Annotated in this window: 23 protein-coding genes, 1 tRNA gene and 1 other RNA gene; 20 read left to right on the top strand and 5 right to left on the bottom strand. The window is 50.5% G+C overall.

The genetic code is table 11. The annotated features are described in order from the left end of the window. Positions 1-76: 76 nt before the first annotated feature. From FYJ34_RS04755 to xylB (FYJ34_RS04735), 5 genes are all read left to right on the top strand, one after another. A complete protein-coding gene (locus tag FYJ34_RS04755) occupies positions 77-946 on the top strand; it encodes a class II fructose-bisphosphate aldolase (protein ID WP_154476686.1) in 870 nt (289 codons plus the stop codon). Further along, positions 943-2457, top strand: a complete 1515-nt coding sequence (gene xylB / locus FYJ34_RS04750; RefSeq protein ID WP_154476684.1) for a xylulokinase — start codon at positions 943-945, stop codon at positions 2455-2457. Before FYJ34_RS04755 ends, xylB (FYJ34_RS04750) begins: the two co-directional genes overlap by 4 nt. Before the next feature lie 6 nt (positions 2458-2463). Next, complete coding sequence (locus tag FYJ34_RS04745; RefSeq protein ID WP_154476682.1) at positions 2464-3528, top strand: galactitol-1-phosphate 5-dehydrogenase; 1065 nt, start codon at positions 2464-2466, stop codon at positions 3526-3528. A 112-nt stretch (positions 3529-3640) separates the two neighbouring features. Further along, positions 3641-4576 carry a 1-phosphofructokinase gene (pfkB, locus tag FYJ34_RS04740; protein WP_154476680.1) on the top strand — a complete coding sequence of 312 codons (936 nt, stop codon included), beginning with the start codon at positions 3641-3643 and terminating at the stop codon, positions 4574-4576. A gap of 194 nt (positions 4577-4770) precedes the next feature. Continuing rightward, the gene (gene xylB / locus FYJ34_RS04735) at positions 4771-6231 is read left to right on the top strand and encodes a xylulokinase (RefSeq protein WP_154476678.1); all 1461 of its coding nucleotides are present in this window, start codon (positions 4771-4773) and stop codon (positions 6229-6231) included. Positions 6232-6379: 148 nt separating this feature from the next. Here the strand turns inward: xylB (FYJ34_RS04735) and FYJ34_RS04730 are convergent, their stop codons facing one another. Then, positions 6380-6697: a type II toxin-antitoxin system RelE/ParE family toxin gene (locus tag FYJ34_RS04730; protein ID WP_154476676.1), complete on the bottom strand. Its 318-nt coding sequence runs from the start codon at positions 6695-6697 to the stop codon at positions 6380-6382. Continuing rightward, complete coding sequence (locus FYJ34_RS04725) at positions 6678-6950, bottom strand: type II toxin-antitoxin system Phd/YefM family antitoxin (RefSeq protein ID WP_154476674.1); 273 nt, start codon at positions 6948-6950, stop codon at positions 6678-6680. Before FYJ34_RS04725 ends, FYJ34_RS04730 begins: the two co-directional genes overlap by 20 nt. A 283-nt stretch (positions 6951-7233) precedes the next feature. On the opposite strand from FYJ34_RS04725, the gene uraA reads away from it, so the two are divergent. The 3 genes from uraA to FYJ34_RS04710 all read left to right on the top strand — a co-directional run bounded on the left by uraA (position 7234) and on the right by FYJ34_RS04710 (position 11253). Beyond that, positions 7234-8487, top strand: a complete 1254-nt coding sequence (gene uraA, locus FYJ34_RS04720; RefSeq protein WP_154476672.1) for a uracil permease — start codon at positions 7234-7236, stop codon at positions 8485-8487. A gap of 366 nt (positions 8488-8853) precedes the next feature. Then, entirely contained in the window at positions 8854-10155 is a 1302-nt protein-coding gene (locus FYJ34_RS04715) for a hypothetical protein (RefSeq protein WP_154476670.1), read from the top strand. Between the two features lie 18 nt (positions 10156-10173). Beyond that, complete coding sequence (locus FYJ34_RS04710; RefSeq protein ID WP_154476668.1) at positions 10174-11253, top strand: N-acetylmuramoyl-L-alanine amidase family protein; 1080 nt, start codon at positions 10174-10176, stop codon at positions 11251-11253. Positions 11254-11478: 225 nt separating this feature from the next. On the opposite strand, the gene FYJ34_RS04705 is transcribed toward FYJ34_RS04710, so the two are convergent. Together FYJ34_RS04705 and ssrA are read right to left on the bottom strand one after the other, a co-directional pair. Beyond that, positions 11479-11551 (bottom strand) — tRNA-Ala (locus FYJ34_RS04705). Then, positions 11552-11898: a transfer-messenger RNA gene (ssrA, locus tag FYJ34_RS04700) on the bottom strand. A gap of 315 nt (positions 11899-12213) precedes the next feature. On the opposite strand from ssrA, the gene FYJ34_RS04695 reads away from it, so the two are divergent. The 12 genes from FYJ34_RS04695 to FYJ34_RS04640 all read left to right on the top strand — a co-directional run bounded on the left by FYJ34_RS04695 (position 12214) and on the right by FYJ34_RS04640 (position 23146). Then, positions 12214-13308, top strand: a complete 1095-nt coding sequence (locus FYJ34_RS04695) for a beta-ketoacyl-ACP synthase III (RefSeq protein WP_154476666.1) — start codon at positions 12214-12216, stop codon at positions 13306-13308. 49 nt (positions 13309-13357) lie between these two features. Continuing rightward, positions 13358-13585 carry an acyl carrier protein gene (gene acpP, locus FYJ34_RS04690; RefSeq protein WP_154476664.1) on the top strand — a complete coding sequence of 76 codons (228 nt, stop codon included), beginning with the start codon at positions 13358-13360 and terminating at the stop codon, positions 13583-13585. Positions 13586-13613: 28 nt separating this feature from the next. Then, positions 13614-14540, top strand: coding sequence for an enoyl-[acyl-carrier-protein] reductase FabK (gene fabK / locus FYJ34_RS04685; RefSeq protein WP_154476662.1), 927 nt, complete (start codon positions 13614-13616; stop codon positions 14538-14540). 1 nt (position 14541) lies between these two features. Further along, positions 14542-15480, top strand: coding sequence for an ACP S-malonyltransferase (gene fabD, locus FYJ34_RS04680; protein WP_154476660.1), 939 nt, complete (start codon positions 14542-14544; stop codon positions 15478-15480). Further along, positions 15477-16217, top strand: a complete 741-nt coding sequence (fabG, locus tag FYJ34_RS04675; RefSeq protein WP_154476658.1) for a 3-oxoacyl-[acyl-carrier-protein] reductase — start codon at positions 15477-15479, stop codon at positions 16215-16217. The genes fabD and fabG overlap by 4 nt, the downstream gene beginning before the upstream one ends. Before the next feature lie 9 nt (positions 16218-16226). Continuing rightward, positions 16227-17465, top strand: coding sequence for a beta-ketoacyl-ACP synthase II (fabF, locus tag FYJ34_RS04670; protein WP_154476656.1), 1239 nt, complete (start codon positions 16227-16229; stop codon positions 17463-17465). A gap of 11 nt (positions 17466-17476) precedes the next feature. Next, the gene (gene accB, locus FYJ34_RS04665) at positions 17477-17926 is read left to right on the top strand and encodes an acetyl-CoA carboxylase biotin carboxyl carrier protein (protein WP_154476654.1); all 450 of its coding nucleotides are present in this window, start codon (positions 17477-17479) and stop codon (positions 17924-17926) included. 16 nt (positions 17927-17942) lie between these two features. Next, on the top strand, positions 17943-18371 hold the full coding sequence (fabZ, locus tag FYJ34_RS04660) for a 3-hydroxyacyl-ACP dehydratase FabZ (protein WP_154476652.1): 429 nt from the start codon (positions 17943-17945) through the stop codon (positions 18369-18371). Positions 18372-18379: 8 nt separating this feature from the next. Then, a complete protein-coding gene (locus tag FYJ34_RS04655) occupies positions 18380-19723 on the top strand; it encodes an acetyl-CoA carboxylase biotin carboxylase subunit (RefSeq protein ID WP_154476650.1) in 1344 nt (447 codons plus the stop codon). 12 nt (positions 19724-19735) lie between these two features. Beyond that, on the top strand, positions 19736-21577 hold the full coding sequence (locus FYJ34_RS04650; protein ID WP_154476648.1) for an acetyl-CoA carboxylase carboxyltransferase subunit alpha: 1842 nt from the start codon (positions 19736-19738) through the stop codon (positions 21575-21577). Positions 21578-21585: 8 nt separating this feature from the next. Next, a complete protein-coding gene (locus FYJ34_RS04645; RefSeq protein ID WP_154476646.1) occupies positions 21586-22635 on the top strand; it encodes an NAD(P)H-dependent flavin oxidoreductase in 1050 nt (349 codons plus the stop codon). 61 nt (positions 22636-22696) lie between these two features. Continuing rightward, on the top strand, positions 22697-23146 hold the full coding sequence (locus FYJ34_RS04640) for a MarR family winged helix-turn-helix transcriptional regulator (protein WP_154476644.1): 450 nt from the start codon (positions 22697-22699) through the stop codon (positions 23144-23146). A gap of 80 nt (positions 23147-23226) precedes the next feature. Here the strand turns inward: FYJ34_RS04640 and FYJ34_RS04635 are convergent, their stop codons facing one another. Continuing rightward, positions 23227-24645, bottom strand: coding sequence for a rhodanese-like domain-containing protein (locus FYJ34_RS04635; protein ID WP_154476642.1), 1419 nt, complete (start codon positions 24643-24645; stop codon positions 23227-23229). Positions 24646-24882 lie beyond the last annotated feature (237 nt).

Genomic DNA, 24882 nt, shown 5'->3' with positions numbered 1-24882 from the left:
AAAAGTGTTGTATAATGAAAGGGATTTTTTAGGAAGAACAGTAACAAGCAGTTTGAAAAGCAGGGAGGAAAAGGATATGCCATTGGTTACGTCAAAAAACATGCTGGCAGACGCCCAGAGGGGGCAGTATGCGGTGGGAGCATTTAATGTAGAAAACATGGAAATGGTAAAGGCTGTGATTGCGGCGGCAGAGGAATTAAAGGCGCCAGTCATGCTGCAGACTACGGCGTCTACGGTGAAATACGGGACGTTGGAAACCTACTTTGCTATGGTGCGGGCAGAGGCAGAAAAGGCCAGCGTTCCGGTATGCCTGCATCTGGATCACGGAAACAGCTTTGAACTGGCTGTTCGTGCCATAAAGGCAGGGTATACGTCTGTGATGATGGATGGATCCCAGGAAGATTTTGAAGGGAATGTGGCGGTGACAGAACGGGTGGCGGATGTGGCCAATGCCCTTCAGATCCCCATAGAAGCAGAGCTTGGGAAGGTCGGAGGAAAAGAAGATGACCTGGAGGCAGAGGCGGATACCAATACGGATCCCGAAGAGGCTAGGATATTTGTGGAGAGGACGGGCGTCACTTCTCTTGCGGTAGCCATCGGAACCGCCCATGGCTTCTATGCAGGGACACCGGTTCTGGATAAAGAACGGGTTTCCCAGATCCGCAGCAAGGTCTCTGTTCCGCTGGTGCTTCACGGAGGCTCCGGACTTAGCGACGAAGACGTAAAGGACTGCATCGCAAGAGGAATGTGCAAGGTCAACTTTGCAACGGAGCTGCGGGCAGCGTATACGGGAGCGGTGAAAAAGCTGCTGGAAGAGGAGCCGGGAACCATCGATCCGAAAAAGTTGGGACAGGTGGGGATGGAAGCAGTCAAACAGCTGGTAAAAGACCGGATAAAAGTCTGTGGATGCAACGGAAAAGCAAACGAGGGTAAGCGTGCAGAATGAAACAATATTTGTTGGGAATCGATATTGGAACCAGTGCCTGCAAAACGGCACTTTTTACAGAGAATGGGGAAGTAGCTGCCACAGAGAGCGAGGGCTACCCTGTCTATTATCCGAAGAAGGGGTGGGCAGAACAAAACCCGGAGGAATGGTGGGAGGCTGTCTGCAGGGCGGTCAGGAGAATGCTGGAGCGCTCCGGGATAGAAGCTTCTAAGATTGCAGGAATCGGGATCGACGGGCAGAGCTGGTCAGCTATCCCGGTGGACAAAGAGGGGCGCGTCCTGTGTCATACGCCTATCTGGATGGATACCCGTGCAGATGAAATCTGCAGGGAGATCAGGCAGTCGTTCGGAGAGGAACGGCTGTTTGAAGTCAGCGGAAATCCATTTATGCCTTCCTACTCCATGCCGAAGGTGCTCTGGTATAAAAAGCATAGGCCGGAGGTCTATAAACACACGGAAAAAATCCTGCAGTCCAACAGTTATATTGCTTTTTGCCTGACAGGAGAGATGACACAGGAGCTGTCCCAGGGATATGGATGGCAGTGTTTTCATATGCGAAAGGGAACGTGGGAGAAGGAACTCTGCAAAGAGATGGGAATAGACACTTCTTTTTTGCCGGAGATCTTCCCTTGTCATGCCATCATCGGAAACGTTACGAAAAAAGCGGCCCAAGAGTGTGGACTGGTGGAAGGGATCCCTGTAGCGGCAGGAGCGCTGGATGCTGCCTGTGGCACGCTGGGAGCAGGGGTTTTGCAGGAGGGAGAGACCCAGGAGCAGGGCGGCCAGGCAGGCGGCATGAGCATCTGCACCAAAGAGTACCGGGCGGATCGGCGGCTGATCTTAAGCTACCACGCCACGTCGGATAGCTGGCTGCTGCAGGGAGGAACCGTAGGAGGCGGCGGAGTCCTCCGATGGCTGGAAAGAGAGCTGGGAGATGTGGAGAGGATAGAGGCGAAAAACAGAGGGACTTCTTCGTTTCAGCTGTTAAATGAGATCGCTGACAAGGTTCCGGCAGGCAGTGACGGCCTGATCTTTCTGCCCTACATGGCGGGAGAACGTTCTCCGATTTGGGACCCGGACGCAAAAGGGGTCTTCTACGGTCTGGATTTTGAAACGACAAAGGGGCATCTGGTGCGGGCTGCCATGGAGGGGGTGGCCATGTCTCTTCGCCACAATCTGGAGACGGCCAAAGAAGCGCATGCAGCCGTCAAGGAGCTTCGGGCCATGGGCGGTTCGGCAAACTCTCTTTTGTGGACGCAGATCAAGGCGGATGTAACAGGAACCAGGATTGTTGTTCCGTCTTCGGATACGGCAACCACGCTGGGAGCAGTCATGTTGGCGGGAGTAGGCATCGGCATGTATAAGAGCTTTGAAGAGGCTGTGAAAAAGACGGTAACATACAGGAGAGTGCATGAGCCGAACCCGAAGCATCGGGCTGTATATGATAAAAATTATGAAACCTATTTGGGCATCTATGAGAATTTGAAAGACCTGATGAAAGGAAAGGGATAAGTTTTGATGAAGGCAGCAGTCGTATGCGGAAATGAAGATGTAAGATATATGGATTATGAGGAACCACAGGTGCAGCCGGGGATGGTAAAGGTAAAGGTCCGAGTATCCGGGATCTGCGGATCGGACATTCCGCGGGTCCTGCACCATGGTGTCCATTTCTATCCTATTGTGCTGGGACATGAATTTTCCGGAGATGTGGTGGAAGTAGGAGAGGGAGTCACAAAGGTCCGCGTAGGAGACCGGGTATCGGGGGCGCCCCTTTTACCCTGTATGGAATGTGAGGACTGCCAGAAAGGAAACTATTCCCTGTGCAGACACTACAGCTTCATCGGTTCCAGACAGCAGGGAAGCAACGGAGATTATGTGGTGATCCCGGAAAAGAATGCAGTCGTGTTTGACTCGTCTGTTTCTTACGAGCAGGGAGCGATGTTTGAGCCGTCCACGGTAGCGCTCCATGGTCTTTTTCAGAATGATTACAGAGGCGGAGAACTGGTAGCCGTCCTGGGAGGAGGTACCATCGGTCTGTTTACCATGCAGTGGGCCAAAATTTTCGGAGCAAAAAAAGTAGTGGTATTTGACATCAGTCAAAAGCGGCTGGAGCTGGCCAAACGACTGGGGGCAGACGAGACCATCTGTTCTTTGGAGGAAGACTATATGGAGCAGGCAGGCAGGATCACCGAAGGAGCCGGATTTGGATACGTGTTTGAAACGGCAGGGCAGACAGCTACCATGGAAGCGGCCTTTTTGCTGGCGGCCAACAAAGCTTCCGTTTGCTTTATCGGAACGCCGCACAAGGATCTGACATTCTCTCCGGCAGTCTGGGAGCAGATGAACCGGAAGGAATTTAAGCTGACCGGATCCTGGATGTCTTACAGTGCGCCGTTTCCAGGGCGGGAATGGGAACTGACGGCCCACTATTTTGCCACGGGACAGCTACGGTTTGATCCGGCGTTGATCTTCCAAAAGTTTCCTATGAGCCGGGCGCAGGAAGCATTTCAACTGTTTAAGGAGCCGGGAAAGGTAAAAGGAAAGATTCTGCTGGTAAATGAAAGCGGGGAGCAGGAAGTGTAAAAGTGTGTAAAAAGCAGAAGACCGGCAAGGAGCGAAAAGAATCTAAAAGTAAAAAACCGGCAGCTTAACAGACAGGGAGAAGAAGACAGAAGCAGCAGTTGGGAGAGAGAGTATGATTTTGACAGTGACGCTGAATGCGGCTATCGACAAGAGGTATGTGATAGAAAACTTCCGGGAGGGGGAAGTGAACCGGGTAAAGGAATGCAGGTATGTTCCCGGCGGAAAAGGTCTGAATGTGTCTAAAACGGCAGTGATCGCAGGGGAACGGGTGGTTGCCACCGGGTTTGTAGGAGGTCACGCAGGCGCCTACATCGAAGAAGCCCTGGAAAAATATGGGGTGGAGCATGATTTTTTCCACCTGTCGGGAGAAAGCCGTACCTGCATCAATATCTGGGATGAAAAAAAGCAGCTGCAAACAGAATGCCTGGAACCGGGAGCGGCGGTATCACCGGAGGAATTTCAGGGATTTTTAGAGCGGTATCAAAAGCAGCTGCCGAAGGCGGATGTGATCGTATTATCCGGGAGTGTTCCCAAAGGATTGGATGAGAGTACTTACAGAAGACTGATCAGACTGGGAAAAGAGGCCGGGAAAAAAGTGATACTGGATACCAGCGGCAGGCTTCTGGAAGAAGGGATCAAGGAGAAACCATACCTGATCAAGCCCAATATTGACGAGATCCGTATGCTGACGGGGAGTGCGTGTAAGGATCTAGCGGAGATCGGAAAAGCAGCCAGAGCACTGCAGGAAGACGGCATAGAGATGGTGGTGGTATCGCTGGGAAAAGACGGAGCAGTGGCGGCAACAAAAAAGGGGATCTTCCGGCTGACAGTACCGCAGATACAAGCCGTCAATACGGTGGGCTGCGGAGATACCATGACGGCCGGATTTGCAGCAGGACTCAGCAGGGAGCTGGAGCCGGAGGAGATCCTGAAACGGGCAGCGGCCATGTCCACAGCCTCTGCGCTACGGGAAGAAACCGGACATTTTCTGCGGGAGGATATGGAAGACATTCTGAAACAGATCCGCCTCACAGAAATGGAGGTTTAAAACATATCTGAAAGCAGAGTCGGGATTTGAAAAGCAGCGATCGGGAAACGCTGGATCTGCCGGTGTATCCGAATAAAGAGACGGAAGCGGGAAAAAGGCAAAAAAGTGCCATAAGATAGGCAAAAAATTGGTCGTGACGAAAAAGGAAACTTGCTATAATGACGGCAGGAGGGCGGAACGGGAAGGAGGAGACAATGTTTTACATAGGAATTGATTTGGGAACGTCGGCTGTGAAACTGTTATTGATGGATGAAGAGGGGGGGATACACAAGATCGTATCCAGAGAATATCCTATTTTCTTTCCAAAGTCAGGATGGTCCGAGCAGAATCCGGAGGACTGGCTGGATGCGGCGATAGACGGAATAAAAGAGTTGACAGCAGACTGTAAGAAAGAGCTGGTGGCCGGGATCGGATTCGGGGGTCAGATGCATGGACTGGTGGCCCTGGATCAGAACGACCAGGTGATCCGACCGGCGATCCTTTGGAACGATGGGAGAACAGGGGAGGAGACAGATTATCTGAACCGGGAGATCGGAAAGGAGAAGCTGTCAGAGTGTACAGCGAACATTGCCTTTGCCGGTTTTACGGCGCCCAAACTCTTGTGGATGAAAAAGCATGAGCCGGAGAAATTTGCAAAGATCGAAAAGATCATGCTTCCAAAAGACTATCTGGCTTACCGGTTGTCAGGAGTCTTTTGTACAGATGTTTCGGATGCGTCAGGGATGCTACTGATGGATGTTAAGAACAGAAAATGGTCCCGGGAAATGATGGAGATCTGCCAGATCCGGGAGAGCCAGCTACCCAGACTGTATGAAAGCTATGAAGTAGTAGGGACGCTGGTTCCTGCTTTTGCAAGAGAGTTGGGACTTCCTGAGACGGTGAAGATCGTGGCGGGAGCAGGAGACAATGCGGCTGCCGCTATCGGGACGGGAACGGTAGGAGAGGGCAGATGCAATATTTCTCTTGGAACGTCCGGAACGATTTTTATTTCCAGCAAGACCTTTGGGGTGGATGCCAATAATGCCCTGCATTCTTTTGCGCATGCAGACGGACACTATCACCTTATGGGATGTATGCTGAGCGCCGGATCCTGCAACAAATGGTGGAACGAAGCGATCCTGCGGACGAAAGATTTTGTAAAAGAACAGGAACAGATCAAAAAGCTGGGAGAAAACCAGGTGTTCTATCTGCCGTATTTGATGGGAGAACGCTCTCCGCATAATGATCCCAATGTAAGGGCGGCATTCCTTGGAATGTCCATGGACACAGCAAGGGAGGATATGACATTGGCGGTTTTGGAAGGAGTAGCCTTTGGCCTGAGGGATTCGTTGGAAGTGGCAAGATCTCTGGGTGTGCCCATCACACGGACAAAGATCTGCGGAGGCGGAGCAAGGAGTCCACTTTGGAGAAAGATCATCGCCAATGTGCTGAATCTGAAGGTGGATGTTCTGGAGAGCGAAGAAGGACCGGCACTGGGAGGAGCCATGCTGGCCGCAGTAGGCTGCGGAGTGTACAAGGATGTGGAAAGCATTACCCAGAAGCTGGTAAAGGTAACAGATACGGTGGAGCCGGAGCCGGAACTGGTGGCAAAATATGAAGAAAGATACCGCCGGTTCAGGGAGATGTATCCAGCAGTGAAAGGACTGTATCGCTAGGTACATATCATCTTGGCGTGAAAAAGGAATATAACAAAAATGAAAAATGCGCTGTTTAGAGTCTCAAATGATTCCGGACAGTGCATTTTATTGCACTGGAGAAGCATGTCTGCTAGCTGGTTCTACAGCATTGCGACTGTTTCAAGGATCAGTCCAGAAATTTGTCGAAATCTCTTTTGGAATATAAGATTCGTCGGACCTCCATGGTGTCACCTATCACAACGTAGAAAACAGAAAAGTTACGAACATTGATTCTGTAATATAAAAGAGCTCTTGGTATGGAAGAGCGATAGGGAGCAAAAGCAAGGGGCTGATTTTGCCTTTTCATAATAGCAAGCTCTATCTCATCAACGAGTCGATGGGCAGCAGTCGGATTTTTAAGAGTATGGGTAATATAGTCTACGATTTCATTTAGATCTTCTTCAAAAAGAGGAAGGAATGTTAATTTATAGGGAATCTGATTCATCTATTCTACTCCTTACCCGGCGAAACACCTCAGACTTAGAGTGGCGAAGAGGGCTTTCCTGGGCAGAAAGGTCGGCTTCATCAAGCTTGTGTTCGATGGTGTCAGTGAGAGCGGAATACTGTTGGATGCTCATTAAAACCATAGTTCCATATCCGTTTTTTGTGAGGAAGACGGGAGCATTGGAAGAGATAACAGTTTCCTCGATCTCGGGAAATTTATTCCTTAAGTCAGATACCGGTCGAATTGTAATCATAATCATAACCTCCTTTTAATATCTTTATAATATCATAATATTATCTAAATAACAACATAAAGAGATAAATATTATGATATTATAATACGAAGAATAACGCATGATTTACAAAACAGCTTTATAATTTTCAAAAATTAGATGAAAACGGATGCGGGAATGCTTCTGGATAGGAAGAAATAAATTTTGTGAGGGAATTATCAAAAATTTTTGTTTTCTTTGGAAATGCGGTGTGATAGAATGGTTGAGGCTACAATTTAGGAATGAGATATTAGGAGGGTAAATTATGGGAAATCAGGAAATTATCCAGGTGGAAGACCGGGTACCGGCAAAGCTGTTGATTCCGCTAAGCTTGCAACACATGTTTGCAATGTTCGGAGCATCAGTGCTGGTACCTTTTTTATTTGGGATCAATCCGGCAATCGTTCTGTTTATGAACGGAGTGGGGACCCTGCTGTTTATTGCCATCACAAAAGGAAAAGCGCCGGCCTACCTGGGCTCCAGCTTTGCATTTCTGGCTCCGGCAGGAGTGGTGATCAGTGAAATGGGGTATCCGTATGCATTGGGCGGATTCGTGGTAGTCGGCCTGGGAGGCTGTATCCTGGCTCTCATTATCTATAAATTCGGTTCGGAATGGATCAATGTGGTACTTCCGCCGGCGGCAATGGGACCGGTGGTGGCGCTGATCGGACTGGAACTTTCGGGGACAGCCGCACAGAATGCGGGACTTCTGGATGAAAAAATATCCATGGCAAATGTGCTGGTATTTGCAGTGACTTTGGGAGTTGCCGTGTTTGGAACGGTACTGTTCAGAGGATTTTTATCGGTCATCCCGATCCTGATCGCAGTGGTTGCAGGATACGTAACGGCGATCGCAACAGGAATGGTAGACTTTTCGGCAGTCAAAGCAGCTCCTTTCTTCGCTCTGCCAAACTTTCAGACACCAAAGTTCAGTCTGGAAGCTGTTTTGATCATCCTTCCGGTGCTGCTGGTGATCGCTTCGGAACACATCGGACACCAGGTAGTGACCAGCAAGATCGTAGGAAAAGACCTTCTGAAGGATCCGGGACTGCACAGATCTTTGCTGGGAGATAACCTGTCCACCATGATTTCAGGTCTGATTGGATCTGTGCCGACGACGACCTACGGAGAGAACATCGGAGTCATGGCTGTGACGAAAGTCTACAGCGTTAGGGTGATTGCCGGAGCGGCCATCCTTTCTATCATCTGCTCCCTGGTGGGAAAACTGTCCGCCCTGATCCAGACGATTCCCAATCCTGTGATCGGAGGCATTTCGTTTCTGCTGTACGGAATGATCGGAGCATCCGGAATCCGCATTCTGGTAGATTCAAAAGTGGATTATGGAAAATCCAGGAACCTTACGCTGACCTCTATCGTATTTGTGACGGGTCTGTCTGGCGTTATGGTAAAAATGGGCAGCATTCAGCTAAAGGGAATGGTGCTGGCCTGCGTGGTAGGAATGGTGCTGAGCCTGATCTTCCATGTGCTGGATCGGTTAAAACTGACAAATGACAGATAAAGAAACGAGATTTCAGATTCGGAATGTTGTAGGAATCATAGGGAAGAAAGAGAGAAAAGAGGGACGGATTGTATTCCTGCGGGATAGAATCCGTCCCTCTTTTCTGCTCCTTTGGGGAGCGGCAGTTTTGACTGTCAGAGATCCAGAGAACTGCTTGATAGAAGGGGGAATCTGCGTCGGTATTTCTGCCTGCATTATCGGGATTTTCCTATAAGCACATATAGAAAATACCTATAAATGAAGGCCTTATCAGAAAAAACAATAAGTAAAATGGTAGAAAAGAGAAGAGAACATCCGCTATAATGAAAAGGAAGTTTATTTTCGAGAAAATCGAGAGGGAACAAAAACACACGAGGAGGGAAGAACATGAGAAAGAAACTGGTCAGTCTTGTGCTGGCGGGCGCTCTGTTGTTTTCGCAGGGCGGTCTGGCAGTACGGGCGGCGGAACCTGAAGAGTCAGGGGCTGTCACGAATCAGGATCAGTCGATTACAGCTTCCGTAAATCCAACACAGATTGGAGAAGCAGGGGGAGATGTGACGCTGACTCTGAACGGACAGGGGTTGACGGCAGATGCGTGGAATGTAGACGTAAAAACATACACGCAGGACGGAAACATGGAGATGACGGGAAGATATCCGGCGGCAGTAAAGGAAAAAAGAGCGGATGGAGCGACTATTACCATACCGATCAACAAAATGAAAAACGGCCTGGAATATCGCATTTTGGTAACCGATTCAAACGGTAGCGAGATACAGCAGTTAAAGGTCATGCAGGATGGGAAAGCGGCAAGCACCGTTTCGCTGCTGCCTTCCACAGTTGCCATGACAGACGATACAACGGTGGTGGCAACCTTTGAGCAGGATGTGACAGCCGGAGGAGAAGCAGAGAAGATCAAGCCGCTGATCTATCTGGCATCGGATGGAGACGATCAGGCGAACCGCAGGAATCTGGAAGCGGCAGACACTGTGACGGTAGAAGGAAAGACCGTGACCATCAAGCTGGCCCAGAAATACGATGCAAAGGCGGACACGGCTCTCTATGTAAAAGAGGGAGCTCTGAAAACGGCGGACGGAAAGCTTGTGAAAGACTTTAAATGGGCGGTTATGTCAAGACCTCATGTAGATGATATCCAGGTAACACCGGGCATCCTCTCGGCAGAAGGCGGTCAGGTGGTGGCTACCCTGAAGGGCGTTCGGCTGGACACCTTGTCAAAAGATCAGATCCAGGCCAAGCTGATCCGGGGAGCAGAAACATCTCCGGCAGAAATCCCCATTGAAGTAACACCGGGAGCAGAGCCGACTCTGACCTATACATTACCGGCCAACGAAACAGACAACACCATCAGTTATCTGCTGAAGGTAGAGGTAGACAAAGTGCCGATTTATGAGCCGACGGTGGAAAATCCGGCAAAGGCGGCCGTAGTGTCTGTACTTCCCAAGGGAAAGACCGCCGGGGATCAGACTTTAAGTCATATGAGCATCAGTGTATTATCCGGTTCAGAGGAGGGAGCAACCTCTACCCATGCAGTGGTAACGGTCCGCAAGTCTCTGGGACAACTGAAGGTCCATTTGAAATTAAGCGGAACCAATCTGGATGATACGAAAACAAAGATTCGTGCAGTGGATGAGAACGGCATTGTATGGCCGGTAATCCACGTACCGGAGTGAGATGGCAGCAATCGTTTCTTGGGAATTGCCTACAAGTATAAAACGGGTGTGATCGGTTCAGGGAACACACAGTTGATCGAAATACTTCCGGCAAGATTAGCGGGAACGGATAAAACTTACACACTCCAGGTTGCACTGGATGGAAAAAACTTTTTAGAGAAGCCGGTAGCAACGCTGCAGGTACTCAACAACGGGATTACCGGGGAAACCGGATTCTTCCCGGCAGGAAAAGAGGATATCAGAGAGATCAAGGTACGCTACATAGATGCCGCGACAAAAAAAGATATCGTAGAGCCGGAGATCTTCAGAGGCTACGAATATCATATGATCTCCGAATATCCCATTGAGAAGAAGGAGCTGGAAGGCTATGAGCTTCTCTCAGAGCCGACGATTCCGAAAGGGGATAAAGACTTTATCGGGGCAGGAAGAGAATTTGTATACGAATACAAGAAGACCAAAACCCCGGATGTGGACGATAAAGAAGGATGGCAGATAGACGGAACCGGCAGATGGTACAGAAATGCAGACGGAAGCTATCCGGCTTCTGCATGGAAGCAGATTGAAGGAGAATGGTACTACTTTGACGCAAGAGGGTATGCCGTGAAAAATCAGTGGCTGCAGGATGGCGGACAGTGGTATTACTTTGAAAACGATAATAAGTCTGCAAAAGGCTGGAAAGCGATCGGTGGCGTCTACTATTTCTTTGACAAAGTGAATAGCAATATGAAGGTTGGCTGGGTCAACGACGGCGGCACCTGGTACTATATGGCAGGAAGCGGAGCGATGCAGACCGGCTGGGTCAATGACGGAGGCACTTGGTACTATATGGCAGGAAGCGGAGCGATGCAAACTGGCTGGGTCAACGCCGGCGGAACCTGGTATTATATGGCGTCAAACGGAGTCATGCAGACCGGTTGGATCAACGATGGAGGCAACTGGTATTACATGGCAGGAAGCGGAGCCATGATGACAGGCTGGCTGCAGCAGGGAAATACCTGGTATTACCTGACGGGAAGCGGAGCCATGGCAGCGAATGCCACGATCTCGGTGGGTGGACACAATTACCGGTTTGCAGCCAACGGAGCATGGATCGGGTAAATGCCTGTATCCGACAGATACAGGAGAGGATAAGAGCCTGTGGCTGGTTATATAAAAAAGTAAAAGACAGAGCGAAATGCGAAAACAGAATGTCCCAGGGGCGTGTGGTTCCAAACCGCCCCCGGGGCTTTTTGTTTCCCTTCACCGAAAAGTGCCTCTGTAAAATGAAAAAAGATCAGAAACTCTGTTTTCACAAAATTCCTGACCTTCTGCCTTGTTCATCAATGGAGCATAGGGGATTCGAACCCCTGACCTCCACAATGCCATTGTGGCGCGCTCCCAACTGCGCTAATGCCCCGGATGGACCTGGCGGGAGTCGAACCCGCGTCCGAACATCATTTCATCAAAGCATCTCCCATCACAGTCATTAATCTGACGTTCCCTCTGCCGGACACCTAATGACAGGTTTCCGGTTTCAGTAGCTTCATAAGATCTTCCATTTCCTCAAAGCTTTGGAAACGAAGTGCTCCGCCTCGTTGAAGCCGGTACCCAAAGCAGCGGATGACCCTGGACCGACTACTGCCTGTTAGGCAGCGTACGCTAATTTATTATCTGCGTTTATATTTAGATGGAACTTTTAACGTAGTGTCCCGCTACGGATGGCTTCCTCGACTTCCTGATCCCCGTCGAAACCATTACAAGCCCGAATACGGATAGAAGAGATTCCTTCTGTTTCCCATTTCTGATGCAATGATCATTTCCCAGTATAAGAGATAAAAAGAAATCTGTCAATTATCATGGAAAAAAAGGTTGTCGGCATGGAGAAAAAATTGCCGACCTGCAGAAAAGAGGGGCCCTATAAGGGTTCTCCGAAAGGGTTCTTCGAAAAAGTTCTCAGAGGGGTTCCATGAAAAAGGGCTTGACAAGAAAAGCAGACAGGCATATACTTTGATAGTCAAAATATATTAAAGTAAAAATATATTAAAATCAAAATAAAATCAAATCAACAAGGAGAAAAACATGGCGATCATAGCAGGAACAGGATCCTGTCTTCCAAAGTGCAGGATCACCAATGATCAGATAAGTACCTGGGTGGATACCAGCGACCAGTGGATCCGGGAACGGACCGGGATCCGGGAACGGAGGATCGCAGCAGAAGAAACTACAGTTATGATGGCATATCAGGCGGGGAAAAAAGCGTTGGAACAGGCAAAATGTTCCCCGGAAGAGGTGGATCTGATTCTGGTGGCCACCATATCGGGAGAGCAGGTCTTTCCGGGGACTGCCTGTGGAGTGCAAAAATTGCTGAAGGCACAGCATGCCGCTGCATTTGACATAAATGGAGCCTGTACCGGATTTGTACTGGCATATCATGTGGCAGAAAGTCTTTTGGAAACGGGAGGATATCAGACGGTGCTGGTCATTGGGAGCGAGTGTCTATCCCACATCACCGACTGGACGGACAGAGGAACCTGCATCCTGTTCGGGGACGGGGCAGGAGCCGTCCTTCTTCAAAAAAGCATAAGCCGTCCCTACCTTTCGGTCATCCATTCCGATGGAGAAAAGGGAGAAGCTCTGACCTGCAGAAGCAGGAATGACGGAGTGCATAGTAACCTGTGTCAGACGGAACATCCTTTCCTGGGAGGCGGGAAAGGAAGGGAGCGATTTGCCGTCACAGGAACGAAGAACAGTCTACCGTCGGATAAAGATAGGAACGAAGAGGCGTTTTGTGAGATCCCAAAAGACCGGAAAGAGTCTTTTGCCTACTTTATGAAGATGGACGGGCAGGCCGTCTTTAAATTCGCAGTAAAAAAGGTTCCGGAAGTAATGGAGGAGGTTCTGAGGAAGAATCGTCTGGAAAAGCAGGAGATTCGATATTATGTCCTGCATCAGGCGAATCGTAGGATCGTAGAGGCCGTTGCAAGACGGATGGAGGAACCGATTGGAAAATTCCCCATGAATCTGGACAGATATGGGAATACATCCTCTGCCAGTATTCCCATTCTATTAGACGAAATGAACAGAGACGGAAAGCTCAAGCAGGGAGACAAACTGATACTGGCAGGATTTGGGGCCGGGCTGACCTGGGGAGCCGTTATTGTAGAGTGGAAATAAACCGATCATTTGGTTTATGAATAAATGATACAAAAAAGGAGGAACAAGGATGTTTGAACAAGTAAGAAAGCTGGTAGCAGAAAATTTGGGAGTAGAAGAAGGCAGCATTACACTGGGATCTTCTTTTAAGAAAGATTTGGGAGCGGATTCCCTGGATCTGTTTGAGATGGTGATGGCGTTGGAGGAAGAATACGGGATCGAGATCCCCACAGAAGATCTGGAGCAGATGGACACGGTGGGGGATGTGATGGCCTACATAGAACAGCACAAAGGATAAGAAGAATAAAGGAAAGAGGTTGTAACAGATGCAGACAGAAGTCACCAAGTTGTTAGGAATAAAATATCCCATCGTACAGGGAGGAATGGCCTGGGTAGCGGAGCACCATCTGGCAGCCGCCGTGTCAGAAGCCGGCGGGCTGGGGCTGATCGGAGCCGCAAATGCACCGGCACAGTGGGTAAGGGAACAGATCAAAGCGGCAAGAGAAAAAACGGACTGTCCGGTGGGAGTCAATTTGATGCTGATGAGCCCCTATGCCGACGAAGTGGCAGAAGTAGTGGCGGAAGAGGACGTAAAGGTGGTTACGACAGGGGCAGGAAACCCTGAAAAATACATGAGGCTGTGGAAATCAAAAGGTATCCGGGTTATTCCGGTAGTGGCGTCTGTAGCACTGGCAAAGCGGATGGAACGGTGCGGAGCGGATGCGGTGGTGGCAGAAGGCTGTGAGGCAGGTGGACACATTGGAGAAACGTCCACCATGGCGCTGGTTCCGCAGATCGTGGATGCGGTACAGATCCCGGTCATAGCAGCCGGGGGGATCGCAGACGGAAGAGGGATGGCGGCAGCTTTTCTTTTAGGCGCACAGGGGATTCAGATGGGAACCCGCTTTGTGACGGCAAAGGAGTCACAGGTACATGGAAACTACAAAGAACGGATCCTGAAAGCAAAAGATATTGATTCCAGGGTGACGGGAAGGAGTACAGGACATCCTGTACGGGCTCTGCGCAACGAGATGACGAAAACCTATCTGGAGCTGGAAAAACAAGGAGCTACCCTGGAAGAGCTGGAATATCTGACGCTGGGCGGTCTCAGGAAGGCTGTGGTAGAAGGAGACGTGAAACAAGGCAGTATCATGGCAGGGCAGATCGCAGGACTGATCCGGGAAGAACTGTCCTGCCAGGAGATCTTGGAAGGGATCACACGGGAAGCCAAAAGACTGTTAAAGGGAGAATAGTATGGGAAAGATCGCATTTATCTATCCGGGACAGGGTACGCAGAAAACAGGAATGGGAATGGATTTTTACGAAAAAGGAAATTTTGCAAAAGAGGTGTACGAGGAAGCGTCCCAGGCAATCGGGCTGGATATCAGGAAACTATGCCTGGAAGGGCAGGAGCTTTTGAAAAAGACCGAGTATACCCAGGCAGCTCTCCTTACTACCATGCTTGCCATGACTCGGGAGATAGAAAGCAGAGGAATCCGGCCGGAAGTGACAGCCGGATTGAGTCTGGGAGAATATGCAGCCATTACAGAGGGAAGAGGGCTGACAACGACAGATGCTGTCCGATTGGTCAGGGAAAGAGGCCTTTTGATGGAGAAGGCGGTTCCGGCAGGGGAAGGAGCTATGTGCGCCGTTTTGGGACTGGAGGAAACCCGTCTGGAAGCAGCCTTGTCGTCGGTAGAAGGAGTCACTGTCGCTAATTATAACTGTCCGGGGCAAATTGTGATTACCGGAAAAAGAAAAGCGGTAGAGGAAGCCGCAGAGGTGTTGAAAAAAGCAGGCGCCAGACGGACATTGTTCCTGGAGGTGAGCGGTCCTTTTCATTCTCCTTACATGGAAGAGGCAGGAAGAAGGCTGGAACAGAAGCTGGAGGAAATTCCTATCCGGGACCTGCAGGTTCCTTATATCAGCAATGTGACGGCCAAAAAAGTAACGAAGAAGGAAGAGATCCGTCCGCTTTTGATCCGCCAGATCAGCCATCCGGTTCTCTGGATGCAGAGTATGAAAACTTTGCAGGCAGAAGCTGTGGAGGCTGTGATAGAGATTGGGCCGGGCAACACCTTGGCCGGATTTTTGAAAAAAATGAAAACAGAGATTCCTGTTTATAATATTGCAACATGGGAAGATATGGAGACGATAACAGAAAAAATAGGACAAAGGAGGCAGGAAGCATGACGGACAAAAAAGTGATCTTGATCACCGGAGCATCCAAAGGGATCGGGGAAGCGATTGCAGTCAGGCTGGCAAAAAAAGATACCGTCCTGATCCTGAACTATCAGGGGAACCGGGAAGGGGCGGAAAAAACGGCAGAGCAGGTGCAGGAAAGGGGAGCGGAAGCAAAGATTTGGTCCTGTGACGTTTCTGACTGGAAGGAAACACAAAAAATGCTGGGAATGATTCTGGACACCTATGGCAAGATCGATGTGTTGATCAACAACGCAGGGATCACACGAGACAATCTGCTGATGCGTATGACGGAAGAGGAGTTTGACCGGGTGCTGGAAGTCAACCTGAAAGGAGCGTTTCACACCATGCGGTTTGCAGCTAGAGAGATGGTCCGGAGGCGGGAAGGCAGGATCGTAAATATTGCGTCTGTAGTAGGGATCACAGGAAATGCAGGTCAGGCAAATTATGCGGCGGCAAAGGCAGGACTGATCGGGATGACCAAAACGGCGGCGCAGGAGCTGGCTTCCAGGGGGATCACAGTAAATGCGGTGGCGCCTGGATTTATTGAGACGGACATGACCAAAGACCTTTCGGAAAACGTCAGGGATATGGCGGCAAAGAAAATACCGATGGGAAGATTTGGCCGGCCGGAGCATGTGGCAGCGGCAGTAGAATTTCTCATAGCCAAAGAGGCAGACTATATCACAGGACAGGTGATCCAGGTGGACGGCGGGATCGCAATGTAAGGAGGACGCATGAAAAGAAGAGTGGTAGTAACAGGACTGGGAGCAGTAACCCCGATAGGAAATACGGTGGCAGACTACTGGGACGGCCTGTGCAGGGGCAAAGTAGGGATTGACAGGATCACAAGATTTGACACTGCGGACTATAAAGTAAAACTGGCAGCGCAGGTCAAAGATTTTTCGCCGACAGACAGGATGGATGCAAAGGCGGCAAGAAGGATGGAACTGTTTTCCCAATATGCCGTGGCGGCGGCCAGAGAAGCTGTGGAGGATGCCGGACTTATTATGGAAGAGGAGGATCCGTTTCGCGCAGGGATCATCATTAGCTCAGGAATCGGAAGTCTGACACAGGTGGAAACGGCCTGTGAAAAACTAAAGACAAAGGGTCCCGGCAGGGTAAACCCTCTTCTGGTTCCCATGATGATCTCTAACATGGCAGCGGGCAACGTGTCCATTCAGACCGGCTTTCGTGGAAAATGTACCAGCGTGGTGACGGCATGCGCTTCCGGAACCAACAGCATAGGAGACGCTTTTCGCGCCATTCAGTATCAGGATGCAGACATGATGCTGGCAGGAGGAGCGGAAAGCTGTATCTGTCCCACGGGAGTGGCAGGCTTTATGGCACTGACTGCCCTGTCAGAACAGGTGGATCCGCTTCGGGCGTCCATCCCTTTCGACAAAGACCGCAGCGGCTTTGTACTGGGAGAAGGGGCTGGCGTGGTACTTCTGGAAGAGCTGGAGCATGCCAAAAAGAGAGGGGCAAAAATCTACGGAGAACTGATAGGTTACGGGGCAACGGCAGATGCATACCATATCACCTCCCCCTGCGAGGATGGAAGCGGTGCAGCCAGAGCAATGGAGCTGGCCATGGAAGAAGGCAGGATAGAAGGAAAGGACGTGGACTACATCAACGCCCATGGAACCAGCACCTACTATAACGACCTGTTTGAGACAAGAGCCATTAAAAAAGCGCTGGGAAAAGGGGCAGATCAGGTAGTGATCAATTCTACCAAATCCATGACAGGCCACCTGTTGGGGGCAGCAGGCGGCATTGAATTTGTGGCATGCATGAAAACTCTGGAAAACGGCCTGATCCATCAGACGATGGGAACCAGGGAAACGGAAGGAGAATGTGATCTGAACTATGCTATTGGAAGTCCGGTAAAAAGAAACGTCCGCTTTGCAATGTCCAATTCTCTGGGATTTGGCGGGCACAATGCAACTTTATTGGCAAAGCAGTATGAAGGGTAGAGGGAAAAGAGATGGAAGTGACACAGCTGCAGCAATTGATTTCTTCCATGTCGGCGTCCGGGCTTTCGGAGCTGGAGTATGAAGAAAATGGAGTGAGACTGCATTTACGGAAAGAAAAAGAACCGATTGGTTTGGAAGAACTGCCGAAAAAGATAACGGAACAGGTCCGGTGGGAGCAGACGACCGGTACGGAAGAAAAGAGGCAGGAGCAGGAAGAACTTCAGGGAAATGTGGTGACCTCTCCCCTGGTGGGAACCTTTTATGCGGCGCCGGCAGAGGATGCCGCTCCCTATGTACAGGTGGGAGACCGGGTCAAAAAGGGACAGATCCTTGGAATCGTCGAGGCAATGAAGCTGATGAATGAAATCGAAAGCGACTGCGACGGACAGATCCTGGAAATCCTGGCAGAGAACGGGAAGCTGGTGGAATATCAGCAGCCGTTGTTTCGGATAAAAAGTTAGGAAGAAGGAGAAAACGATGAACAGACTGAACATTCAGCAGATCAAAGAGATCCTGCCGCATCGCTACCCGTTCCTGCTACTGGACTATGTGGAGGATTATCAGCCGGGAGAATATGCAGTGGGATACAAGTGTGTTTCCTACGGAGAAGGATTTTTTCGGGGGCATTTTCCGGAAGAGCCGGTGATGCCGGGGGTTCTGACGGTAGAAGCGCTGGCGCAGACAGGAGCGGTGGCTATTTTAAGCTGTGAGGAAAATCAGGGAAAAACCGCTTATTTTGGAGGAATCTCTAAATGCAGGTTCAAAGGAAAGATCTCCCCGGGAGATAAAGTGCGTCTGGAGACCCGCATCATCCGGAAAAAAGGGCCGGTAGGCGTGGGAGAAGCGGTTGCCAGCGTAGAGGGAAAGACGGTTGTCAGCGCAGAACTGACTTTTATAGTAGGGTAGGTGATGGAATGAGAAAGCTATTGATCGCAAACCGTGGAGAAATTGCAGTGCGGATCATCCGTGCCTGCCGGGAAATGGGGATCGAGACGGTGGCAGTTTATTCGGAGGCAGACAAAGAGGCTCTTCACACAAAGCTGGCAGACGAGGCTATTTGCATCGGACCGGCGGCCTTAAAGGACAGCTATCTGAATATGGAAGCCATCTTGAGCGCTACCATTGCAAGCGGAGCGGAAGGGATCCATCCCGGCTTTGGCTTTCTGTCGGAAAACAGTAAGTTCGCCGGATTGTGCGAGGCCTGCAAGATCTGCTTTGTGGGCCCCCCTTCCGCTGTGATCGCAAAACTGGGAGACAAGCAGGAAGCAAGGAAAACCATGATGGCGGCAGGAATCCCGGTGATTCCCGGAAGCAAAGAGCCGATCCGGACGGTAGAGGAAGGGAAAAAAGCGGCGAGGAGGATCGGATATCCGGTTATGGTGAAGGCGGCGCTGGGCGGCGGAGGAAAAGGAATGCGGGTCGTATGGGAAGAGGAGGCGTTTTCTTCTGAGTTTCTGACAGCACAGACCGAAAGCCGGCAGGCGTTTGGAGATGATACCATGTATCTGGAGCGCTATATCCGAAAACCGAGGCATATTGAATTTCAGATCCTGGCAGATAAATACGGGAATGTGATTCATCTGGGAGAAAGGGACTGTTCGATCCAGAGGAATCATCAGAAGATGATAGAGGAGGCGCCCTGCGCCACACTGTCGGAGGAGCTGAGAAGAAAGATGGGAAAGATGGCAGTGAAGGCGGCGAAGGCCGCCGGATATGAAAATGCAGGGACCATAGAATTTCTTCTGGAGGAGACGGGAGCGTTTTACTTTATGGAAATGAATACCCGGATCCAGGTAGAGCATCCGGTCACAGAGTGGGTGACCGGGGTGGACCTGATAAAAGAGCAGATTCGGATCGCATCGGGAGAACTGTTGTCGATCTTACAGGAAGATATCCGACTGAAAGGACATGCCATTGAATGTAGGATCAATGCGGAGGTTCCCGAGAAGGGATTTCGCCCGTCGCCGGGAGTCATTACCGGTCTCCATTTTCCGGGAGGGATGGGAGTGCGGATCGACACGGCAGTATACAGCGGATATGAGGTGCTGCCTTACTATGATTCCATGATCGCAAAAGTCATCGTGTGGGGAGAAAGCCGGCAGGAAGCCATCTGTCGGATGCAGAGTGCCCTGGGAGAGGTGATCGTAGAAGGGATCGATACAAATGTGGATTACCAGTATGGGATCATGAGCCATCCCCGCTATCTGGCAGGGGAGACGGATGTAGAATTTATTGAGCAGATACAGAAAGACTGGTAAGAGGTGAGTGGGATGAAACTGGATCGCGTATTTAAAAAACCAATTTTTCAGATCGGGAAGAAAAGCCATGTCACACCGGGAAAAAGTCCGACTCCGGAAGTGCCGGAAGGATTGCTGAAAAAATGTCCGAAATGCGGCGGAGCCATCTTAACGGAGGATGTAAAAGAACAGCAGTACATTTGCCTGAAATGTCGGGGCTATTTTCATATCTCTGCGAAAAGGAGGCTGGAGATCATACTGGACAAAGACAGTTTTGAAGAATGGAAAGAGGAACTGCCGGTGTCGGATCCTCTGGAATACCCCGGCTATGAAGAAAAAAAGCAGGAACTGCGAAAAAGAACGGGGCTGACAGAGGCGGTGCTCACAGGAAAAGGATCAATTTGCGGACAGCCGGTGGCTGTCGGAGCATTGGACGGACGTTTTTTGATGGCCAGTATGGGATATGCAGTGGGGGAAAGGATCACCCGACTGGCAGAAAGAGCCACCAAAGAAGGACTGCCGGTAGTACTGTTTACCTGCTCCGGCGGAGCGAGGATGCAGGAAGGGATCGTTTCTTTGATGCAGATGGCAAAGACGGCAGCGGCGTTTAAACGACACAAGGAATCCGGAAACCTCTACGTCAGTGTGCTGACAGATCCCACCATGGGAGGGGTTACGGCAAGCTTTGCCATGCTGGGAGATGTGATCCTGGCAGAGCCCGGGGCGCGGATCGGGTTTGCGGGGCCAAGAGTCATAGAACAGACTATAGGGGGGAAACTTCCCGAGGGATTCCAGAAATCGGAATTTCTGCTGGAAAAGGGATTTCTGGACGGAATCGTCAAAAGAGAAGAGATGAGAGAGACCCTTGGGTTTCTCCTGCGGCTTCATGGCAGGAAGGCAGAGGAGGGCACCGTCAAAGAGGTTTTGGGGTCCGGATATGAGGGCGAAGAAAACACAGCCGGGACAGCGACAGGAGAATCAGAATCAGAAGCAGAGGGAGATCTTGCGGACTTCAGACAAGGAAGCGGCAGGGAAGCTCTTGCGAGATGGGAACGGACAACAGACAGGAAAGAGGAAACGGCGGGCAGAAAAAAGGAAGGCGCCTGGGCAAGGGTAAAGCTGTCCAGAAAAAAAGACCGCCCGGTGGCAAGGGACTACATCGATGCTCTGTTTCCGGATTTTTTCGAACTGCATGGAGACCGGGAATCGGGAGAAGACAGGGCGATCCTGGGCGGGATCGCAAGCTTTCTGGGGCGCCCGGTCACAGTGATCGCTCAGGCAAAAGGCAGGACTACCAGGGAAAATGTAGAAAGAAATTTCGGAATGCCTATGCCGGAAGGGTACCGAAAGGTAAGGCGGCTGGCGAAGGAGGCACAGCGGTGCGGCCGGCCCATTGTCTGTCTGGTGGATACGCCGGGAGCCTTTTGTGGGACCTCTGCAGAAGAAAGAGGCCAGGGAGAGGCGATTGCAAGGAACCTGGCAGAGTTTTCGGATCTGGAAGTGCCGGTGGTAGCCATCGTGATAGGAGAAGGCGGAAGCGGCGGGGCCCTGGGAATGGCAGTGGCAGACGAGGTATGGATGCTGGAAAACGCCGTTTACTCCATTCTGTCCCCGGAAGGGTTTGCCAGTATTTTGTGGAAGGATGGGAGCCGGGCAAAGGAAGCGGCAGAAATGATGAAGCTGACGGCAAAAGATCTGTATGTCATGGGAGTGGTAGAAAAAATCATCCGGGAACCGGAATCCTATACTGCCAAAACGATGGAGCCGGTAACGACTGTGCTGCGAAGAGAGCTGCACGACTTTTTTAATCGGCAGGAAAGGCTGAGTGCAGAGGAACTGAGAAAGAGACGATATGAAAGATTTCGAAAGATGTAGGAGAAGCTATGGCAAAGCAACTGGAGATTAGAGGGCGAAGAGTGGAACGTCCCTTTTTGCAGGGAGGAATGGGGATCGGCATCAGTCTGGGAGGTCTGGCGGGCGCTGTGGCAAAAGAAGGAGGGATCGGCGTCATATCGGCGGCACAGATCGGATTCCGGGAGGAGAACTTTCGGAAAGAGCCGCAAAAAGCCAATCTGCTTGCCATGGAGCGAGAATACCGGAAGGCAAGAGAAATCGCAGGAAAGGGCTGGATCGGCTTTAATATTATGACGGTCATGTCCTGCTACAGGGAATCCGTGGAAAAGGCAAAAGAGCTTTCAGCAGACCTGATCATATCCGGTGCAGGGCTTCCCATGGATCTGCCGGGATATGTAAAAGACTCCCCGATCTGTCTGGGGGTGATCGTCTCCACGGCCAGATCGGCAGAAATCCTTCTAAAGTACTGGGGAAAGAAATACCGCAGAATGCCGGAGCTTTTAATCATAGAAGGCCCCATGGCCGGAGGACACCTGGGCTTTCAGAAGGAGCAGCTTGACCTCTATCAGACAGTGGGATACGAAACGGAGATCCGAAAGATCATGGAAGTGGCGAAAGGCTATGAAAATGCTTACCAGGTACCTATTCCCGTGATTCTGGCAGGGGGAATCGGAGAAAAAAGTCAGGCAGAGGAAGCGTTTCGTCTGGGAGCAGACGGAATACAGGTGGCCACCAGGCTGATCGCCACCTGGGAATGTGACGCACATCCCCGCTACAAGGAGAGGTATGTGACGGCCGGGAAAGAAGAGGTGGAGCTGATCAAAAGTCCGGTGGGAATGCCGGGAAGAGCCATCTCCAATACCTTGACGAAAAGGCTGAAAACAGAAAGGATTCCGCCCGCCGGCTGTACCCGGTGTCTGAAAAGCTGCCATCCTAAAAGTACGCCTTACTGTATTACCGAGGCGCTGATCCGCGCCGCTGAGGGAGACATAGAAGAAGGCCTTTTGTTTTGCGGAGGAAACGTAGCGTCGGTGAAAAAAATGGAAGGGGTAAAAGAAGTGATTGATTCTTTGGTATAAGGGAGAGTATACTATAGACTGCGAAGAGAGGTAAAAGCTGCAGGAGGAGAGGATATTATTCATGGAGGATGCATACAGGACCATCAATGAGGTGTTGGTAAACCTGATCAACGAAATCTGGGAACTGGAGGAAAAGGCGATCATTACGGAAGAATTCAGGGATATCACCAACAACGATATGCACGTGATCGAGGCGATCGGGCTGGGGGAGGACAGCAATATGTCCATGGTGGCCAAAAAGCTGAACATCACGGTGGGCTCCCTGACTACGGCAATGAACAGTCTGGTAAAGAAAAAATACGTAAAACGGGAAAGAAGTGAAACGGACAGACGCGTCGTCTATGTGCGGCTGACAGAGAAGGGGCGAAAAGCCTACCTCCACCACGAGGACTATCACCGGCAGATGACCAAAGTGATCCTGGAACGGCTGGACGAGAAGGAGCTTCCGGTGCTGATGAAGACGCTAGACGCACTGACAGAGTTTTTTACAGGTTATGTACCGGCAAAATAAAAAAAGCATCCATTCCACAACCGGAGCAAGAAGACGGTGTGGTTTGAGATGCTTTTTTATTTTGTTTAGGAGCAGGTGTCTTATTTTGTGGGATCTCCGGTTACGTAGGGATTTCCTTCGTTGCTCCATGCGATCCAGCCGTCACTGTAAAGAGACGTATTTTCCAGCCCCATGACTTTGGCGTCCCACAGGATCTCAGCGGCCCGCCATCCGCTTCCGCACATGAACATCAGGTGCTTCTGGGGATCGATCCCGTCTTTTTCCCAAAGCTTCAGGATGTCGGAAGAGGTCCGCATAGTCTTGTCGATATTCCGATAGTAATAGACAGAGCTGGAGCTTCCGATTCCGGCATGGCCGAATACGGCGCCCTCGATCCTTCCGGCAACATCATAGTAGTCGTAGCCGGAACTTTTTCCGATGTATTCTTCCCAGGTACGGTTGTCCACCAGAATGCTGCCGGGATCCTGAAGTCCTTCTTTTGCCTGTTCGATGGTGGTGATCCATTGCGGATTGGCGGGAACCTCCGTGCCGAAGTCACTTTCTGCCTCCGGCTTGTTGGCTTTCTTTTCCAGTTGGTAGCCTTCGCCCTTCCAGGTGACCAGACCGCCGCTCATCACCTGTACATCCTCTACTCCCATATATTTGCAGATTACGGCCATACGGCAGGCTGCCATAGGTTCGGGACCTGTGACGATGACACAGGAATCCTTTGTGATCCCGTTTTTCAGGAGGAGAGCCTCCAGGGTAGCGGGATCGGCAAGCCGCCATTCTTCGATGTCATTGGCATAGACCTTCGGCGGCTCAAAGCTGTCGGTGTTGATGTGTACGGAAGTGGGCACATGTCCATCCAGGTAGCCGCTCTTTTTTTCACTTCCCCAGCTGACATCCAGCACCACGATCTTATCGGAGGCAGTAAAGTCTTCGGGTATATTGCCGGAAACAATCTCATTTACGACACTGGCCGGAACATACATATCGTAGTTGAGGTAGGATTCGGTTTCTTTGGAGTCATCGGACAGCCACTGTTTGGCGTCATAGGTGGAAAGCTGTTTGATGCCCTGCTTTGCGAGGTAATCGCAGACTTCCTTGGCATCCTTTCCGTTGGTGTCATAGACGATCACCTGCTTGTCGGAGGTGATGCCTTTGTTTTTTAAAGCTTTTTTCAAAACTTCCTTCCGGGTCAGACCCTCCAGGTTTTCCTTGTCATCATAGTCACAGGTCAGCCAGAAGGCCGAAAAAAGGTCGGCTCCCGGAATATGTCCTCCGCGTGCATCGCCGTTTAAGGCCCAGCCGCTGTAAGAATCCTGGGAACGGGCGTCCAGCACGATGGTGTTCTCTTCTTTCAGTGCGTTCTCCAGATCCTCTGTGGAGACACTTTCATAAGTGACTTTTTCTGCTTTTTCGGAAGAAGCAACCTCTTCTTTTTTTCCTGCACAGGCAGATAATAAGCCTACCGTCAGCGCAGCAGCCAGTATCAGGCTGAGTTGTCTTTTTTTCATATAGTCCTCCTCTTACTGTTAAGACATTGCATTTTGCCTAAACAGTATAGCAGAAACAAAAAAGGGAGGAAAATTGATAATTTCTATGAACCATACACAATTATAGAAAAATAAAATAAGACGGAAAAGAGAAGGGACTGTCTGCAAAAAAAGAGAAAACAGAGAGGAAATGGAAAAAATCAGGAAAGCCGGCAAGCGGGAAGAATGCTTGACAAACAAGACGGCACCTATTAGAAT

It is taken from the genome of Suipraeoptans intestinalis, assembly GCF_009696485.1.
In the GTDB taxonomy this organism is placed as follows: domain Bacteria; phylum Bacillota; class Clostridia; order Lachnospirales; family Lachnospiraceae; genus Suipraeoptans; species Suipraeoptans intestinalis.
This window is presented reverse-complemented; position numbering and strand designations above follow the sequence as displayed.